The 16,963-nt window shown below is 22.4% G+C and carries 12 protein-coding genes and 1 pseudogene; 7 read left to right on the plus strand and 6 right to left on the minus strand.

The window, feature by feature from the left end; translation table 11 throughout:
• Positions 1 to 120: 120 nt before the first annotated feature.
• The gene (gene glyA / locus RJT65_RS01230; protein ID WP_343153155.1) at positions 121 to 1,377 is read left to right on the plus strand and encodes a serine hydroxymethyltransferase; all 1,257 of its coding nucleotides are present in this window, start codon (positions 121 to 123) and stop codon (positions 1,375 to 1,377) included.
• A gap of 99 nt (positions 1,378 to 1,476) precedes the next feature.
• Here glyA and bioD read toward each other — a convergent pair whose 3' ends face one another.
• Together bioD and bioB are read right to left on the minus strand one after the other, a co-directional pair.
• Entirely contained in the window at positions 1,477 to 2,193 is a 717-nt protein-coding gene (gene bioD / locus RJT65_RS01235; protein WP_343153157.1) for a dethiobiotin synthase, read from the minus strand.
• Positions 2,194 to 2,409: 216 nt separating this feature from the next.
• Positions 2,410 to 3,333: pseudogene (bioB, locus tag RJT65_RS01240) on the minus strand (biotin synthase BioB); the annotation flags it as partial.
• Positions 3,334 to 3,422: 89 nt separating this feature from the next.
• On the opposite strand from bioB, the gene bioA reads away from it, so the two are divergent.
• Complete coding sequence (gene bioA, locus RJT65_RS01245; RefSeq protein WP_343153160.1) at positions 3,423 to 4,709, plus strand: adenosylmethionine--8-amino-7-oxononanoate transaminase; 1,287 nt, start codon at positions 3,423 to 3,425, stop codon at positions 4,707 to 4,709.
• Positions 4,710 to 4,784: 75 nt separating this feature from the next.
• Here bioA and RJT65_RS01250 read toward each other — a convergent pair whose 3' ends face one another.
• Both RJT65_RS01250 and mfd read right to left on the minus strand, forming a co-directional pair.
• Positions 4,785 to 5,780 (minus strand): beta-propeller fold lactonase family protein, encoded by a 996-nt coding sequence (locus RJT65_RS01250; RefSeq protein ID WP_343152372.1) that lies wholly within the window; start codon positions 5,778 to 5,780, stop codon positions 4,785 to 4,787.
• Between the two features lie 127 nt (positions 5,781 to 5,907).
• Entirely contained in the window at positions 5,908 to 7,977 is a 2,070-nt protein-coding gene (mfd, locus tag RJT65_RS01255; protein ID WP_343152375.1) for a transcription-repair coupling factor, read from the minus strand.
• Positions 7,978 to 8,602: 625 nt separating this feature from the next.
• Here mfd and gap point away from each other — a divergent pair.
• Positions 8,603 to 9,607 carry a type I glyceraldehyde-3-phosphate dehydrogenase gene (gene gap / locus RJT65_RS01260; protein WP_343152378.1) on the plus strand — a complete coding sequence of 335 codons (1,005 nt, stop codon included), beginning with the start codon at positions 8,603 to 8,605 and terminating at the stop codon, positions 9,605 to 9,607.
• Positions 9,608 to 9,776: 169 nt separating this feature from the next.
• Positions 9,777 to 10,253 carry an Hsp20 family protein gene (locus RJT65_RS01265; RefSeq protein WP_343152381.1) on the plus strand — a complete coding sequence of 159 codons (477 nt, stop codon included), beginning with the start codon at positions 9,777 to 9,779 and terminating at the stop codon, positions 10,251 to 10,253.
• Positions 10,254 to 10,305: 52 nt separating this feature from the next.
• On the opposite strand, the gene queF is transcribed toward RJT65_RS01265, so the two are convergent.
• Entirely contained in the window at positions 10,306 to 11,079 is a 774-nt protein-coding gene (gene queF / locus RJT65_RS01270) for an NADPH-dependent 7-cyano-7-deazaguanine reductase QueF (RefSeq protein WP_343152384.1), read from the minus strand.
• A 35-nt stretch (positions 11,080 to 11,114) separates the two neighbouring features.
• Complete coding sequence (fldA, locus tag RJT65_RS01275; protein WP_343152387.1) at positions 11,115 to 11,636, minus strand: flavodoxin FldA; 522 nt, start codon at positions 11,634 to 11,636, stop codon at positions 11,115 to 11,117.
• Positions 11,637 to 11,834: 198 nt separating this feature from the next.
• Here fldA and phrB point away from each other — a divergent pair, with 198 nt between their 5' ends.
• From phrB to RJT65_RS01290, 3 genes are all read left to right on the plus strand, one after another.
• The gene (phrB, locus tag RJT65_RS01280) at positions 11,835 to 13,265 is read left to right on the plus strand and encodes a deoxyribodipyrimidine photo-lyase (RefSeq protein ID WP_343152389.1); all 1,431 of its coding nucleotides are present in this window, start codon (positions 11,835 to 11,837) and stop codon (positions 13,263 to 13,265) included.
• Positions 13,266 to 13,292: 27 nt separating this feature from the next.
• The gene (locus tag RJT65_RS01285; RefSeq protein ID WP_343152391.1) at positions 13,293 to 14,036 is read left to right on the plus strand and encodes a Nif3-like dinuclear metal center hexameric protein; all 744 of its coding nucleotides are present in this window, start codon (positions 13,293 to 13,295) and stop codon (positions 14,034 to 14,036) included.
• A 140-nt stretch (positions 14,037 to 14,176) separates the two neighbouring features.
• Positions 14,177 to 16,948 carry a 2-oxoglutarate dehydrogenase E1 component gene (locus tag RJT65_RS01290; RefSeq protein ID WP_343152394.1) on the plus strand — a complete coding sequence of 924 codons (2,772 nt, stop codon included), beginning with the start codon at positions 14,177 to 14,179 and terminating at the stop codon, positions 16,946 to 16,948.
• Positions 16,949 to 16,963: the final 15 nt, after the last annotated feature.

The raw sequence follows: 16,963 nt of genomic DNA on the forward strand, positions 1-16,963 counted from the left end.
AAATTTTAAAAAAAACTTAAAAAATATAAATATTTCTACAAAAAAGTTACATGTTTTAAAATAAATTATTTAATTAATAAAAAAATATATAATTGATAGAAAAAAAAATCAGGAGATATTATGTTTCTTCCTCAAAAAAAAATTTCTGAATATGATACGGAATTATGGAATGCAATACAAAAAGAAAAAATTCGTCAAGAACAACATATTGAATTAATAGCATCAGAAAACTATGTCAGTCCTTATGTAATGGAAGCTCAAGGAACTTGGTTAACTAATAAATATGCTGAAGGTTATCCTAATAAAAGATATTATGGAGGATGTCAGTACGTAGATATAATTGAAAATTTGGCAATAAATAGAGCAAAAAAATTGTTTAATGCTGATTATGCTAATGTACAACCGCATTCTGGATCTCAAGCTAATTTTTCAGTATATACTGCTTTATTAAAACCTGGGGATTGTATTTTAGGAATGTCTTTATCACATGGAGGACATTTAACACATGGAGCTTCGGTAAATCTATCTGGAAAATTATATAAAGTTATTTCATATGAATTAAATAAAAATGAAGAAATTGATTATTTTGCAATAGAAAAATTAGCTAAAAAATATAAACCTAAAATGATTATAGGAGGATTTTCAGCATATTCAGGTATTTGTAACTGGGAAAAAATGAGATGGATTGCTGATCAAATAAATGCTTATTTTATTGTCGACATGGCTCATATCGCTGGATTAGTAGCTGCAAATTTATATCCTAGTCCAATAAATTATGCTCATGTTGTTACTACAACTACTCATAAAACTTTAGGTGGACCTAGAGGAGGTTTAATTTTATCAAAAAATCAGAACGAAAAATTTTATTCTTTATTAAATTCATCAGTATTTCCAGGTAATCAAGGAGGACCTTTAGTCCATATCATAGCAGCAAAAGCAATATCTTTTAAAGAAGCAATGGAACCTTGGTTTACTTTATACCAAAAAGGAATAATAAGAAATTCAAAAGAAATGGTAAAAATTTTTTTAAAAAGAGGATTTAATGTTGTATCTAAAAAAACTGAAAATCATTTATTTTTAATTAATTTATCTAATAAGAAAATTACCGGAAAAGAAGCAGATATTATCTTAGGAAAAGCAAATATTACTGTCAATAAAAATACTATTCCTAATGATATGAATGGACCTTTTATAACTTCAGGGATTCGCATAGGAACACCTGCAATTACTAGAAGAGGATTTCAAATATCTGATATTTCTAAAGTAGCTAATTGGATTTGTGATATATTAAGCAATATGAATGATCAAAATAATATTTTTAATATAAAGAAAAAAGTTTTAAGTTTATGTAAAAAATATCCTGTTTATAACAAATAATTTTTTTTAAATATATTTTTTAATCTTAAATATTACAAATTAAGCTAATTTTCTTTTTTTTTAAAAAATAAGAAAGTTAGTTTTAACTAAATATAAAAATTATTTAAAAAACATCGATTTTTTATTAAAATTTAATATGTTTGGAAAAAAATTAATATTCATATTAAATCTTTTTTCTATATCTTGAACATAAGGTATTTCTCCTAAAAAAGGAATCGGTATTTTGTTTTTAATAAAATTAATATATAAAGCTGAATCAGAATTTTTTTTATTATAATGATTTGCTATCCATCCTGAAAGAAAAGCTCCAGAACTTATAATTTCATTACTAGTTAAAATAGCATGATTGATGCATCCTATTTTTATACCAACAATTAATATTACATTTATTTTTTCTTTAATAACCCAATCAGAATATAAATAATTAGTTGATAACGGCGTATGCCAACCTCCCGCTCCTTCTATTATTATCCAATTAGCTTTTTTTTTAGATAATTTAGCTAAACCTAAGGAAATTTTTTTAAAACTTACACCTTTTTTTTTATTTTCTTTCACATCAAAAGATGGAGGATGAAAAATTTTATAGGGATAAGGATTAACCTCATTGTATGATAACTGTATACTGCTATATTTTTTTAATAAAAGAGCATCTTCATTTCTTAATCCAAATTTTGTTTTTTTACATCCTGCAGCAATAGGTTTATACCCTGCTGTAGAATAACCTATTTTTTTTGCAGCTTTTAATAGCAAAATACTTGCTGTAGTTTTTCCAATATTAGTATCTGTTCCTGTCACAAAGAAAATTTTTTTTTTCATTATTTTAACTCTAAATTATAATAATAATTATTATTAATTATTTTCTTAAATTTAATTAAAAAATAAGAAGTTTTTTATTAAAATATGAATATAATTCTAAAATTATATAATTTTAGAATTATATTCTATTTACAAATATTTTATTTATATATTTAAATTATTTTTGCTAACAAAAATAAAATCTTATTTTTTAACTTTATTTTTTATGTTTATTTTAATTCCTAATTTTTTAAATAAGGAGAGATCTTTTGTTTCATCTGTATTTTTAGTAGTTAATAATTTTGATCCATAAAAAATTGAATTTGCACCTGCCATAAAACACATTGTTTGCATTTCTTCACTCATTTCTTCTCTTCCTGCAGATAAACGTATAAAAGAAGTTGGCATCATTATTCTTGCAATGGCAATAGTTCTAATAAAATCAAATTTATTAATAATTTTATTATTTTCCATAGGTGTTCCTGGAATTTTAACTAACATGTTAATTGGTACACTTTCCGGAGGTTTAGGTAAATTAGATAGTTTTATTAATAACTTAATTCTATCTTCTTCAGTTTCTCCAAGGCCCATAATTCCTCCTGAACATACTTTCATTCCTGTGCTTCTAACTATATCTATAGTATCTAATCGTTCTTGATAACTTCTAGTAGTTACAACTTTGTTATAAAATTCTTCTGAAGTATCTAAATTATGATTGTAAAAATCTAAACCAGCATTAGACAATCTTTTTGCTTGTGAAAATGAAAGAGATCCTAATGTCATACATGTTTCAATACCTAATTTTTTAACTTTTTTAATAATTGTTTCTAAATAAATCATATCTTTTTCTTTGGGGTTTTTCCAAGCTGCTCCCATACAAAATCTTTCAGCACCAGATTTTTTTGCTTTTTTAGCAGCCTCTAATATATTTTCTATTTTAACTAAATTTTCATTTTTTATATTAGTTTTGTATCGTGAACTTTGAGAGCAATATTTACAATCTTCAGGGCAAGTACCTGTTTTTATAGAAAGTAATGTGCTGATTTGGATTTTGTTAGGTTCAAAATTTTTTCTATGAATCTTTTGAGCATAAAACATAATATCTAAAAAAGGAGTATCAAAAAGTTTTTTAATTTCTGGAACAGACCACAATTTTTTCATGTTTAACCTTATAAATATTTTATGGTATTTTAAAAGTAAAAGTTTATAATATGTATTATACAAAAATTTATATTTTTTATATATTCGAAATGGATAAAAATGACTTAATTTTTAATTCAAGGCATATTTGGCATCCTTATGATTCAATAATAAATCCATTGCCTTGTTATCCTATAGTTTCTGCTAAAGGAGTTTTTTTAACACTAAGTAACGGAAGAAAATTAATTGATGGAATGTCTTCTTGGTGGGCAACTATACATGGTTATAATAACCCTCGTTTAAATCAAGCATTAAAGAATCAAATAAAAAACGTTTCTCATATTATGTTTGGTGGAATTGTTCATCCGCCAGCAATATCATTATGTAAAAAATTAATTTCTATGACTGATAGAAAATTAGAGCATATTTTTTTAGCTGATTCTGGTTCTGTTGCTATTGAAATAGCGATGAAAATGGCATTACAATATTGGAAAAAAAAAGATTTTAAAAAAAGATTTTTTCTTACTATTAAAAACGGGTACCATGGAGATACATTTTCAGCAATGTCTGTTTCCGACCCTGAAAATTCAATACATAAATTATATAGAAACTATTTACCAATCCATTTTTTTGCGGATTCTCCTAAATCAAAATTTGGGGGGGAATGGATAAAAAATGATATTAATTCTTTTGAAATTTTAATAAAAAAAAATTTTAAAAAAATAGCTGCTGTTATTTTAGAACCAATAGTTCAAGGTGCTGGAGGAATGAGATTTTACCATCCAACATATTTAAAAAAAGTTAGATTATTTTGTACTTATTATAAAATACCATTAATTTTAGATGAAATAGCAACTGGTTTTGGAAGAACAGGAAAATTATTTGCTTATGAATATGCTGATGTCTCTCCTGATATTTTATGTTTAGGAAAAGCAATTACGGGAGGAACTTTAACTTTATCAGCTGTTTTAACTACTAAAAAAATTTCTAAAAAAATTAGTAATAACTATCCAGGATGTTTAATGCATGGTCCAACATTTATGGCAAATCCATTAGCATGTGCTGTAGCCACAGAAAATTTAAATATATTACAAGAAAATAAATGGAAAAAGCAAGTTTTTAATATTAATAAAATCTTATATAAGTACTTGTTACCAATAAAAAATCATCCCATGGTTGATGACATTAGAATATTAGGTGCTATAGCTGTTATTGATTGTAAAAAAGAAATAAATATTGAAAAAATTCAACAATTTTTTGTTAAAAACGGTGTTTGGATTAGACCATTTAAAAAATTAATATATATTATGCCAGCTTATATCATAGATAAAAAATCATTAAAAAAACTTATTTCTGTAATGATTAAATCATTAAATTATTACTTTTTTTTTATTTAAAGAAAAAATACATATATGATTAAGTATAGTCAAAGAACTTTTTAAAATTTATATATTTTATATAAATATAAATTTTTATTTATATATAGTTTCTATCCAAATAGGACCCTTTCCTACTGAAATAGATTTTTCTTTAGAAAGATATCCTGTATTTGAAGATATATTATATATACTCATATGGTTGGATTTCTGACCAACAACAAGTAATTTTTTACTTTTTTCATCAATATTAAAGGAACGGGGTTGATCTTCAGTATCAAAATGTTTTTTTAATTTAAGTAGATTCGTTTTTTTTTGTATTAAAAAAAGAGAAATAAGATTAGCTGAACGATCAGAAGTATATAAAAAATTATTAGAGAAATTTAAACGTATCTCAGAAGCCCATCGATTTCCTTTATAATTTTCAGGTAAGCTATCTATTTTTTGAATACATTTTATATTTTTAACATTTTTATTTAATTCCCAAACATTAACAGTACTATCTAATTCATTAATTGAATATGCAATTTTTTTAGTGCTATGAAAGACCATATGTCTTGGACCAGAATTTTTATTTGTTTTTATATAATGTAAATTTTTTTCATCTAATCCTTGTTCTTTTTTAAAAGAGTATAGATAGATTTTATCTTTTAAAAGAGAAGTAATAAATAAGGAGTTAGTAAATAAATCAAGATAAGAAAAATGACAACCTTTTAAATTTTCTATTTTTTGTATAATTTTTTTTGGAATATAAAAATTATCTAAAAGTATAACAATGAGACAACTATACTTATATGAACTAATAAATAAAAAATTCAGATTTTTATCTGATGAAATATGATTAGGGGAAGCTGGTAGTTTTATTTTAGAAATTTGAGTCAAAGTTCCATTTTGATTAATATCATATGTAATTAGACAATAATTTGGTCTAATTCCTACATAAAGTTTATTTACATCTTTAATAATTTTAATAGGTTGAGCTTCTCTTGAAATATTTATTTTTTGAATTAACCTAATAGAATTACAATTTTTTAATTTCCATACTTCGATAGTTTTACTTTCTGGGCAAGCTATGTAAATATACAAGTTCATAAAGGTTCCTGAATAAAAAAAATTTTTTATAAAAAAGATAATTAATAAAATTAACTATAATTTATATGTAAAAATATATCAATATGTGATTTAAATTTTAAATTTAGTAGAAATTAATTTTTTTTATTTATGAAATTACCTTTAAAATATTTTTAATCCATTTTAAACATTCTGAATGTTTTTTAAATTTTTTTTTAAAAAAAATTGATGTTTTTCCATTCATTTTCCAAATTTCAGTTTCAGAATTTAATATTCTAAATAAATTTTCAATATGAATTAAATTTTTTTTAAAAAAATCTATTTTTCCTTTTGTTTTAGAAAAGGTAATACATTTAATTCCAATTTTTTTTGCTACAAAACGAATTTTTTCAATTTCAAATAAATTATTTGTAACGTCAGGAATTACTCCGAATTTTAAAAATATTTTATTTTTTAAAGTTTTTAAATCTTTTTTAGTTTGACAACTAGAAATTTTTCTATAAAAAAATAAACGAGTGTTCACATCTGAAATATATTTAGATGGTAATAAAGCTGATATTTTTAAATCTATCTCAGGTTTAAAAGAAGTTGTTTCTAACAATGACAGTTCGCTTTTGTTTTTTAAATTCCAAATAGCATTTTTTAGAAGTTTTGCATATAAAGAAATTCCAATTTTTTTTATATGTCCACTTTGTTTCTTCCCTAATAGTTCTCCACTTCCTCTGATTTCAGAATCGTAAGTAGATAAAGTTAACCCTGCTCCAAAATATTTTGTAGAAGAAAGAATAGATAATCTTTTTTTAGCGTTTTCTGTAATTTTTTTATAATCATAAACTAGCAACCAAGCATATCCTTGATAAAAAGATCTACCTACTCTTCCTCTTAATTGATGTAATTGAGATAATCCAAAATAGTCTGCTTGTTCTACAATAATAGTATTAACATTAATTATATTAATTCCAGTTTCTATAATTGTTGTACAAACAAGAACATTAAATTTTTTTTTATAAAAATTTTTTATAACTTTTCCTATATCTTTTCCATTCATTTTTCCATGTCCTACATCTATTTTAGCTTCCGGTATTAATTTTTTTAGTTTATTTACTATTTTATAAATATGTTTTACTTTATTAAATAAATAATAAACTTGTCCTCCTCTATTAATTTCTTTTAGAATTATTTTTCTAATTAATTTAGAGTCATAATTTTTTACAAATGTTTTAACTTCTAATCTTTTATTAGGTGGGGTATTTATAATAGAAATATCTTTAATTCCATTTATGGACATATTTAATGTTCTAGGTATAGGAGTTGCTGTTAAAGTTAATATATCAATATTTATATTAAACTTTTTAATTAATTCTTTTTGTTTTACACCAAATCTATGTTCTTCATCAATAATTAACAATCCCAAACTCTTCCACTTTAATTTTTTAAACAAAATTTTATGAGTACCTATTACTATATTAATTTTTCCATTTTGAATTTGTAGTATATTTTTTTTTTCTATTTCTTTTTTGCAAAATCTTGAAAAGATAGAAATATTTGTTGAAAAATTTTTAAATCTTTCTTTAAAAGAAAAAAAATGTTGTTCTGATAGCAAAGTTGTAGGTACTAAAATAAGTACTTGTTTTTTATTACATATTGATACAAATGCAGCTCTCATTGCAATTTCAGTTTTTCCAAATCCCACATCTCCACAAATTAATCTATCCATTGGGATTGGCTTAGACATATCTGCTAAAACAGAATCAATAGCATTTTGTTGATCAGGTGTTGTTTTATATAAAAAATTGCTACAAAATTTTTTATATAAATTAAGATCATTTTTAAATGAAAACCCTCTTTTTAATTTTCTTTTTGAATATATATCTAATAAAACTGTTGCTGTATCTTCAATATTTTTAATGGTTTCTTTTCGTTCTTTTTTCCAAGTTTCATTTCCTAATTTATCTATACTAACATTTTCTTTTTTAACTCCTTTATATTTTGAAATTAAATGCAAAGAAGCAATAGGAACATATAGTTTTGTATTATTTGCATAACCTAACATAATATATTCTGATTCAATTTCATTATTTTTTAAATTAATTAAGCCTAAAAATTTTCCTATTCCGTGCTCAAAATGTATAACCAGTTCATTTATTGAAAAAAAATTTTTTTTTTCTTTTTTATTTTTATCATGATATATATCATGTAAAGAAAATAATGGAAGCATATTGAATAAACCGAGATTAAGTTTTAAAAAAATATAAATTTAATTCTAATAATTATTTACTATTTAATTATCTAATAGATAAATGCTATAAGTATATTTTTTATATTTTATAAAAATTGAATTTTAACTATTATTTTTTTTAATATATATGTTTATTTTATATTTTATTTTTTAAATTTGGTATAATGTCTATATATAAAAAATATTTAAGATAAATAAATAATTTATTAATTATTAGTAATAATAATCTTATTTAGCTAAATAAGTATACTACCATGTAACATTAATAGATTAAAATTTTTTGTAAAAGAAATAATTAATTATTTTTTTAAAAAAAAAATATATTTTATATCCTAATGAAAATAAGTTTATCTATAAAATTTATTAATTATTAATAAATAACTTTTAAAAAAAATTTCTTATTTTTGTTTAAAAAATAAACAAATTACATTTATTAAATTTTTTAAATGTTATACATAAAAAATATAACCTTAATTATTAATATTTAAAAAAATAAAAAATAAAAAAAATTATTTATTTATATAATAAACATATAGAACAACATTTTTAATAATTTTTAATTCAAGCTTTCTCTTAAACTATAACTCTAAAAAAGTGAAAAAAAATGACTATTAAAATAGGAATTAATGGATTCGGTAGAATTGGAAGAATAGTATTTAGATTAGCGCAAGAACGTCCCGAGTTTCAAGTAGTAGCTATAAATGATCTTGTAAACATTAAATATTTAGCTTATTTACTTAAATTTGATTCAACTCATGGAATATTTTCTAAAAAAATAGAAGTAAAAGATAACTATTTATTTATAAATAAAAAAAAAATTAAGATTTTTTCAGAAAAGAATCCTAAAGATATAAATTGGGGTAAATTAGACGTAGATGTAGTGATAGAATCAACTGGAATTTTTTTAACAAAAGAGACTGCCAACGAACATATTTTAGCGGGAGCAAAAAAAGTTATCATTACTGGTCCTTCTAAAGATGAAACTCCTATGTTTGTTAAAGGTGTTAACTTTAATAGTTATAAAGGAGAAAAAATAGTATCAAACGCTTCTTGTACTACAAATTGCTTAGCACCTATAGCAAAGATTGTTCATGAAAAGTTTAATATCATTGAAGGTTTAATGACTACAATACATGCAACTACTGCTACACAAAAAACTGTAGATAGTCCTTCTGTTAAAGATTGGAGAGGAGGAAGAGGAGCTTTACAAAATATTATACCTTCTTCTACTGGAGCAGCTCTAGCTGTAGGAAAAGTATTACCTGAACTACAAGGTAAATTAACTGGCATAGCATTTAGAGTTCCTACTGCGAATGTTTCGGTTGTTGATCTTACTGTTAGATGTAAAGTTGCAGTCAATTATTTTGAAATATGCAAAGCTATAAAAACTGCATCAAAAAACGAAATGAAAGGCATTATTGGTTATACAAATGAAGAAGTTGTATCCTCGGATTTTAACGGAAATAAATGTACTTCTATATTTGATGAAAAAGCAGGATTAGCTTTAAATAATAATTTTATTAAATTAATTTCTTGGTACGATAATGAAACTGGTTATTCTAGTAAAGTATTAGACTTAGCTGTATTAATAAATAATAAATATATTTAATTCAATATAAAAAATTTAGAAAATTAATATTGAATAAATACTTTTATTTTTTATAAAATAACCATTGAAAAAAAAAAAAATAGCACAATATTAGTTGGTAAGATTATACTAGATGTAATCTATAAAAATTTAAAATTTTATAAAAAATGATACTTAAAGGGAGGAAAAAATGTCTTATCATACTTTATCTTTAATGCCATCATTTAATGAAAATATTTTTTCTGATAGATTTAATCAAATAGATAAAATGTTTAGTACCTTAACAGGAGAACAGCCGATATCTACTGCACCTATTTATAATTTAATTCAAAAAAACGAAAAAACATATGAACTAACTGTTAGTATTCCAGGATATTCTGAAAGTGATTTAGATATTAGTGTTCATAAAAATCAATTAAAAATTATTGGAACAAAAAAGAAATCTATTTCTACTGATAAAAAAGAAAAAATTTTACATCATGGAATTAAAAAAAATAATTTTTCTTTAATTTTTAATTTAGATCATTATGTTGAAGTAAAAAAAGCAAATTTAAATCTAGGACTATTAAAAATAATATTTGAGTATGAAATTCCAGAGAAAGAAAAACCAAGAAAAATAAACATCGACAGTAAAGATAAAAAAATATTAAAAAATATATCTAATTAAAAGTTAATAACTTAGAAAATGTCTACTATGCTATCTAGCATAGTAGACAATTTTATTGTCTAACTAATCTTTGATAAGAAGGAAGGAAAATTTTATTGCTTCTCCATGGATTAATATCAATACCACCTCTTCTATTATATCTCGCATAAACAGTAAGTTCTATAGGATTACAAAAATTCATAATATCTGTAAAAATCTTTTCAACGCAATCTTCATGAAATTTATTAGTATTTCTAAAATTTATTAAATATAAAAGTAATGATTTTTTGTTTATTGGAAATCCTTTGTATGAAATTTCTATTGATGCCCAATCTGGTTGATTTGTAATTGGACAATTAGATTTTAGTAAATTACTATATAATGATTCTTTTACTATTTTAGTTCTATTGTTTGTGTACAAAACATCTTTTTTTTTAAAATCATCAAAAAAGTTAATTTTTTCATTGTCTATGTTTAATCCAAAAGGTGTTCTAATAAAACTAAAGTTTTTATGATTTAATTCAAATAAAGTAACAATTACTTTTCCTACAATTATTTTTTTTAAATCAGATTTAATTTTTTTTGTAAATTCTTTTTTTGAAAAAAAAATTTTACTACTTAATTCATGTAAATAAAATTTAAAACTTTTTGATTCTATTAAATTAATACTTTTTGAATCAATTTCTACTATTCCTAAAGCTAACTGTGGAATTCCTTCTAAATTTAGCCATGATAATTCATATAAGTTCCAAATATCGAAACCTAAAAAAAAATTATTTTTTAAATTAAATTGTGTTTTTTTACGAGCTTTTTCTCTTAAAATTCCTTTTAATATTTTTAAAGACATTATTTTTTTCTCAATAAAGAATCATTATAAAAAATTTATTTTTTTATGTTTTTTAATTCAAAAATAAGATTATTAATCCAGGTTAAAACTCTTTTTTTAGTAAGGTCAGATTGTCTGTCTTCATCGATAGTTAAACCTAAAAAATATTTTTTGTTTAATAAAGCTTTTGAAGACTCAAAAAAATATTTTTTTGTTGACCATTTTCCAATTATATTTCCTTTATTTTTTTTAACAATGTCGTATATGACCCGCATTGCATCACAAAAATATTCTCCATAATCTTCTTGATCTCCACATCCGAATAAAGCAACAGTTTTTTTTGTAAAATCAATACTTTTTAAAATTGGCAAAAAATCATCCCAATCAGACTGCATTTCTCCATAAAACCAAGTAGGTACACCAAAAATTAGTATTTCAAAAGATTCTATTTCTTTTTTTTTTACATTTGCTATATCAAATAGTTTTGATTTTTCTTTTCCAAAATAATTAAAAATTAATTTAGCAACTAATTCAGTATTACCTGTATCGCTACCAAAAAAAATTCCAATTTGTTTCATTGTTCTTCCTATTGTAGTATTAAATAAAATTTAAATAATTAATTATTATTATAATCTATTATAAAAACTATTTTATAAAAAAATATCTTTATATTTTTAAAATATAAAAAAAATATATTCAAATGTAATTTGAATTTATTTTAGTTTAAAATATAGTAAATTTACTTTGAAAAATTAAATTAAAAAAAGAAATTATTTATGAGTATCAATCTAGTTTGGTTTAGAAACGACTTACGTGTACATGATAATACTGCTTTATCTAAAGCATGTGATAATAAAACAGAAAAAGTTTTAGCTATTTTTATAGCAACACCTGTACAATGGAGATCTCATTGTATGTCATTTAAACAATCTTCTTTCATTTACAAAAATTTAATTTTATTAGAAAAGAATTTAAATTTATTAGGTATTCCATTTTTCTATTTTGAAAAATCAAATTTTGACTCTTTAATACCATTTTTAATTCAATTTTGCAGAAAAAAGTGCATTAGTACTTTATTTTATAATAAGCAATATGAAATAAATGAAATAAAAAGAGATGAAAGCATAAAAAAACTATTAAATCTAGAAAAAATAAATATGCTTGGATACCATGATTCAATTATGGTTTCTCCAAAATTAATTTTTAATTCTAAAAAAAAAAGTTATATAAAATTTACTCCTTTTAAAAATAAAATTCTTAATTATTTAAATAACAAAGAAATAAAATGTTTTCCTTCTCCAAGTATTCGTTCTGTTAAAATAAAAAATACTTTTTCTAAAATTGTACCTTTTACTTTTCCTAAAGAAAAATTCTCGACTCAACTTTTTCCTGTCGGAGAAGATAATGCTATTAAAAAATTAAATACTTTTTTTAAAAAAAAATGTTTTAACTATTCCTTAAAAAGAAATTTTTTCGGATTATCTTCAACTAGTTTATTATCACCTTATTTAAGCGTTGGAATCTTATCCCCAAGGCAATGTTTAGCTAAAATATTTAAAGAAAAAATTTCTTTTAAAAATATTAATAATGATAAAATAACTTGGTTAAATGAACTTATTTGGAGGGAATTTTATAAACATACATTAAGCGCATATTCTTTAATTAGTAAAGAACAATCTATTTTTTTTTGGGAAAAAAATATAAAATGGAGTAACAATGATCAACATTTTTCTTCTTGGAAAAATGGAACAACTGGCTATCCTATAATAGATGCTGCTATGAGACAATTAAAGAAAACTGGTTGGATGCATAATAGATTAAGAATGATTACAGCCTCATTTTTAACTAAAAATCTTTTGATAGATTGGAGAAAAGGAGCTAGATATTTTATGTCTCAATTGATTGACGGAGATTTTTCTTCTAATATTGGAGGATGGCAGTGGACAGCTTCAGTAGGGTTTGATTCTGTTCCATATTTTAGAATTTTAAATCCAACTATACAAAGTGAAAAATTTGATCCAAAAGGAAAATTTATATATTCTTTTTGTCCTGAACTAAAGAAAATACCTATTAAATATATACATCATCCAGAAAAATGGAAAAATAAGAAAAAGTATAAAATTAATTATCCTAATCCAATTGTTAACTATCAATCAACAAAAAAATACTTTTGCGAAGAATTTACAAAAGCTAAAAATAGTAAATAAAAAATTAAAAAATGGAGCATTTTTACAGTGTTAAATACAACTCTAGAAAAAATAGTTAATAAAAAATTAAATAGTGAATTAATTAAAGATTTTACACCTAATGGATTGCAAATAGAAGGAAAAAAAAATATAAAAAAAATAGTCACTGGAGTAACAGCTTGTCAAAATTTATTAGATTTAGCCGTAAAAGAAAAAGCAGATGCAATTATTGTTCATCATGGTTATTTTTGGAATAATGATCCCAGACCTATTACAGGAATTTTAAAAAAAAGAATTCAAACATTATTATGTAATGATATCAATTTGTATAGCTGGCATCTTCCTTTAGATATACACAAAAAGATGGGAAATAATAGACAAATAGCAAATAAATTGAATATAGAAGTTATTGGGAATATATTACCTATATTACCGTGGGGTAGATTTAAAAAAAAAATAACAGGGAAAGAATTAGAAAAAAAAATTATTGATACATACCATAGAATTCCTTTTTATTATGAACCTTATAAAAAAAAATATATTGATAAAATAGCTTGGTGTAGTGGAAAAGGACAAAAATTTATAGAAAATGCTGTTAAATTTGGAATTGACGCATTTTTAACTGGAGAAATGTCTGAAGAAACAATTCATTTTGTTAGGGAAAATCAAATTCATTTTTTTTCTATAGGACATCATGCTAGCGAAATAGATGGAATAAAAACTTTAACTAAATGGTTAAAAAAAAGACATGGTTTAAATGCTTCTTTTTTTGATATTCATAATCCAGTATAAATATTTTTTTTAAAATATAAAATTTATAAAGATACACAAAAATATATAATAAGTATCTAAAAAATTATAAATATTTAAAAAATAAAAATTTTATCATTAATAAAAAATATTTTTTAATTTTAAAAACTTAAGGAAATTTTATGAATAGTAAATATAATGAATCATGGAATGATTTTCTTAACATAATAAATAGTAATCAATTTTATGTAGAAAGTTTATACCAACAATTTTTAAATCATCCAAATTTAATAGATAAAAATTGGAAGAAGAATTTTTTATATTTTTTTGAAAAAACAAAAAATAAAAGTAATACTTTTACTGATAAATTTCTTAAAAATGAAAAATTAAAAAATAAAAAAATAAATAATTTTTCCTTTAAAATATTCAAATTAATTGATTTATTTAGAAAATATGGACATAGATATGCAAAATTAAACCCATTAGAAAGTCATAAAATAGAATTTAAAAAAAATATGAGAATTTCTAGTTATGAAACAAACATAAATCAATTTATTCAAAATAAAAATTTTTATTATTTAAATAATAATAAAAAATATTTCTCTTTAAAAAATCTTTATTCTGACTTAAAGAAAATATATTCTAGTTCCATAGGAATTGAATATAAGCATATTGAAAATAATGAAGAAAGAAATTGGATACAAGAAAATATTGAATCGATAAATGAAAATTTTTCTTTTAATAAAAATAAACAAAAAAAAATTTTAAAATATTTAATTTCAGCTGAAAGTTTAGAAAAATACTTAAACATAAAATTCCCAGGAGTTAAAAGATTTTCTTTAGAAGGTTCAGAAACATTAATACCAATGTTATCTGAAATGATATTTCAATCTAGTAAATTACTAGTTTCAAAAATATCATTAGGTATGGCACATAGGGGAAGAATAAATGTATTAGCTAACATTGTAGGGAAAAAAATAAGAAATATTTTTTCTGAATTTGCTCCAAAAAATTTTGAAAATTTATATAGTGGAGATGTGAAATACCATATGGGTTTTAAATCAAAACTAAAAGAAATAAATGAAATTTTAATAGATTTACATTTTAATCCCTCTCATTTAGAAATTATTTCCCCTGTTGTTCTTGGCTCTGTTAGAGCAGATTTAGATAAAAAAAAAATATTTAATAGTAATAACATTATTCCCATAATTATTCATGGAGATGCTTCTATTACCGGACAAGGGGTGGTACAAGAAACTTTAAACATGTCTCAGACAAGAGGATATAATGTTGGTGGGAGTATTCATATCATAATTAATAATCAAATAGGATTTACGACTTCAAATCAAAAAGATTTAAGATCTTCTAATTATTGTAGTGATATTGCTAAAATGATTCAATCTCCAATATTTCATATTAATGCAGACGATCCAGAAGCGGCTGTTTTTATTTCTAAATTAGCTGTAAAATATAGAAATATATTTAAAAAAGATATTTTTATAGATTTAGTTTGTTATAGAAGATTAGGACATAATGAAGTTGATGATCCTTCTGTAACACAACCTATAATGTATCAAAAAATTAAAAATCATAAAACTGTAAAAACGTTATATGAAAATAAATTAATACAAAAAAAAATAATAAATTCAGATGAAGCAGAACTAATGTCATTAGATTATCGTAAAAAATTAGATATAGAATATGAACAATATCTCAATATAAATACAAAAAAAAATAAATTTTTATCAACAAAAACAAAAGAAAGTGAAAATTATTCGAATTATAAAAAAAATATTTCCTCTAAAAATATTGAAAAAATAGCTAAAAATATTTTTTCAATACCTATTACAATTAATCTACATAAAAAAATAAAAAATATATACAACGAAAGATTAGAAATGGCAGAGGGGAAAAAAAAAATAGATTGGGGTACTGCAGAATTATTAGCTTATGGGACTTTATTGAATCAAAATATTTCTTGCAGAATAACAGGAGAAGATGTTTGTAGAGGAACTTTTTTTCATAGACATGCTGTAATTCATGATCAAAAAAGTGGAGAAACTTATACTCCATTAAAATCTTTTTCTGAATTTAAAAAATCCAAATTTTATATTTGGGATTCCGTTTTATCAGAAGAAGCAGCTTTAGCTTTTGAATACGGTTATAGTTTTACTAATAAAGAAATGCTAGTTGTTTGGGAAGCACAGTTTGGAGATTTTTCTAATGGAGCACAAATAGTTATTGATCAATTTTTAAGTTCAGGAGAAGAAAAATGGAATCAAAAAAGTGGATTAGTATTATTACTACCTCATGGATATGAAGGGCAGGGACCTGAACATTCTTCGGGAAGATTAGAGCGTTTTCTACAGTTATGCGCTAAGAAAAATATGCAAATTTCTATTCCTACAACATCTGGACAAATGTATCATTTATTAACTGAACATGTTTATAAAGAAAATAAAAAACCTTTAATTATTTTTTCTCCAAAGTCACTTTTAAGAAATCCATTAACATTTTCCTCTTTAGAAAATTTAAAATATAAAAATTTTAAAACAGTTCTTTATGAAATTAACAAAGTTAAAAAACAAAAAATAAGGAAAATTATTTTTTGTTCTGGAAAAATATATTATGAACTATTAATGAATCAAATAAAAAATAAAAAAAACGATATTTTAATAGTTAGAATAGAAAATTTATATCCTTTTCCTAATAAGGAAGTTACAAAAATATTTCAATATTTAAATAATATTAATGATATTATTTGGTGTCAAGAAGAACCGAAAAATCAAGGTTCATGGAACTATGTTAAAAATTATTTAAAAAAAATAATGTTTAAAGATCAACAAATTAATTACATAGGTCGTCCTAAATCATCTTCACCAGCTACAGGATCTTTTTATATTCATCAAAAAGAACAACAAAAAATAATTTTTGATGCTCTAAATATAATTTAGAAAATAATTAAGGGA

Source organism: Buchnera aphidicola (Mindarus japonicus) (assembly GCF_039393905.1).
Classification (GTDB): Bacteria; Pseudomonadota; Gammaproteobacteria; order Enterobacterales; family Enterobacteriaceae; genus Buchnera_A; species Buchnera_A aphidicola_B.

Coding starts and splice junctions, on each gene's coding strand:
- bioA (WP_343153160.1), top strand. CDS start 3,423: ATGGATAAAAATGACTTAATTTTTAATTCAAGGCATATTTGGCATCCT.
- RJT65_RS01290 (WP_343152394.1), top strand. CDS start 14,177: ATGAATAGTAAATATAATGAATCATGGAATGATTTTCTTAACATAATA.
- fldA (WP_343152387.1), bottom strand. CDS start 11,636: ATGAAACAAATTGGAATTTTTTTTGGTAGCGATACAGGTAATACTGAA.
- phrB (WP_343152389.1), top strand. CDS start 11,835: ATGAGTATCAATCTAGTTTGGTTTAGAAACGACTTACGTGTACATGAT.
- mfd (WP_343152375.1), bottom strand. CDS start 7,977: ATGCTTCCATTATTTTCTTTACATGATATATATCATGATAAAAATAAA.
- RJT65_RS01250 (WP_343152372.1), bottom strand. CDS start 5,780: ATGAACTTGTATATTTACATAGCTTGCCCAGAAAGTAAAACTATCGAA.
- RJT65_RS01265 (WP_343152381.1), top strand. CDS start 9,777: ATGTCTTATCATACTTTATCTTTAATGCCATCATTTAATGAAAATATT.
- gap (WP_343152378.1), top strand. CDS start 8,603: ATGACTATTAAAATAGGAATTAATGGATTCGGTAGAATTGGAAGAATA.
- queF (WP_343152384.1), bottom strand. CDS start 11,079: ATGTCTTTAAAAATATTAAAAGGAATTTTAAGAGAAAAAGCTCGTAAA.
- glyA (WP_343153155.1), top strand. CDS start 121: ATGTTTCTTCCTCAAAAAAAAATTTCTGAATATGATACGGAATTATGG.
- bioD (WP_343153157.1), bottom strand. CDS start 2,193: ATGAAAAAAAAAATTTTCTTTGTGACAGGAACAGATACTAATATTGGA.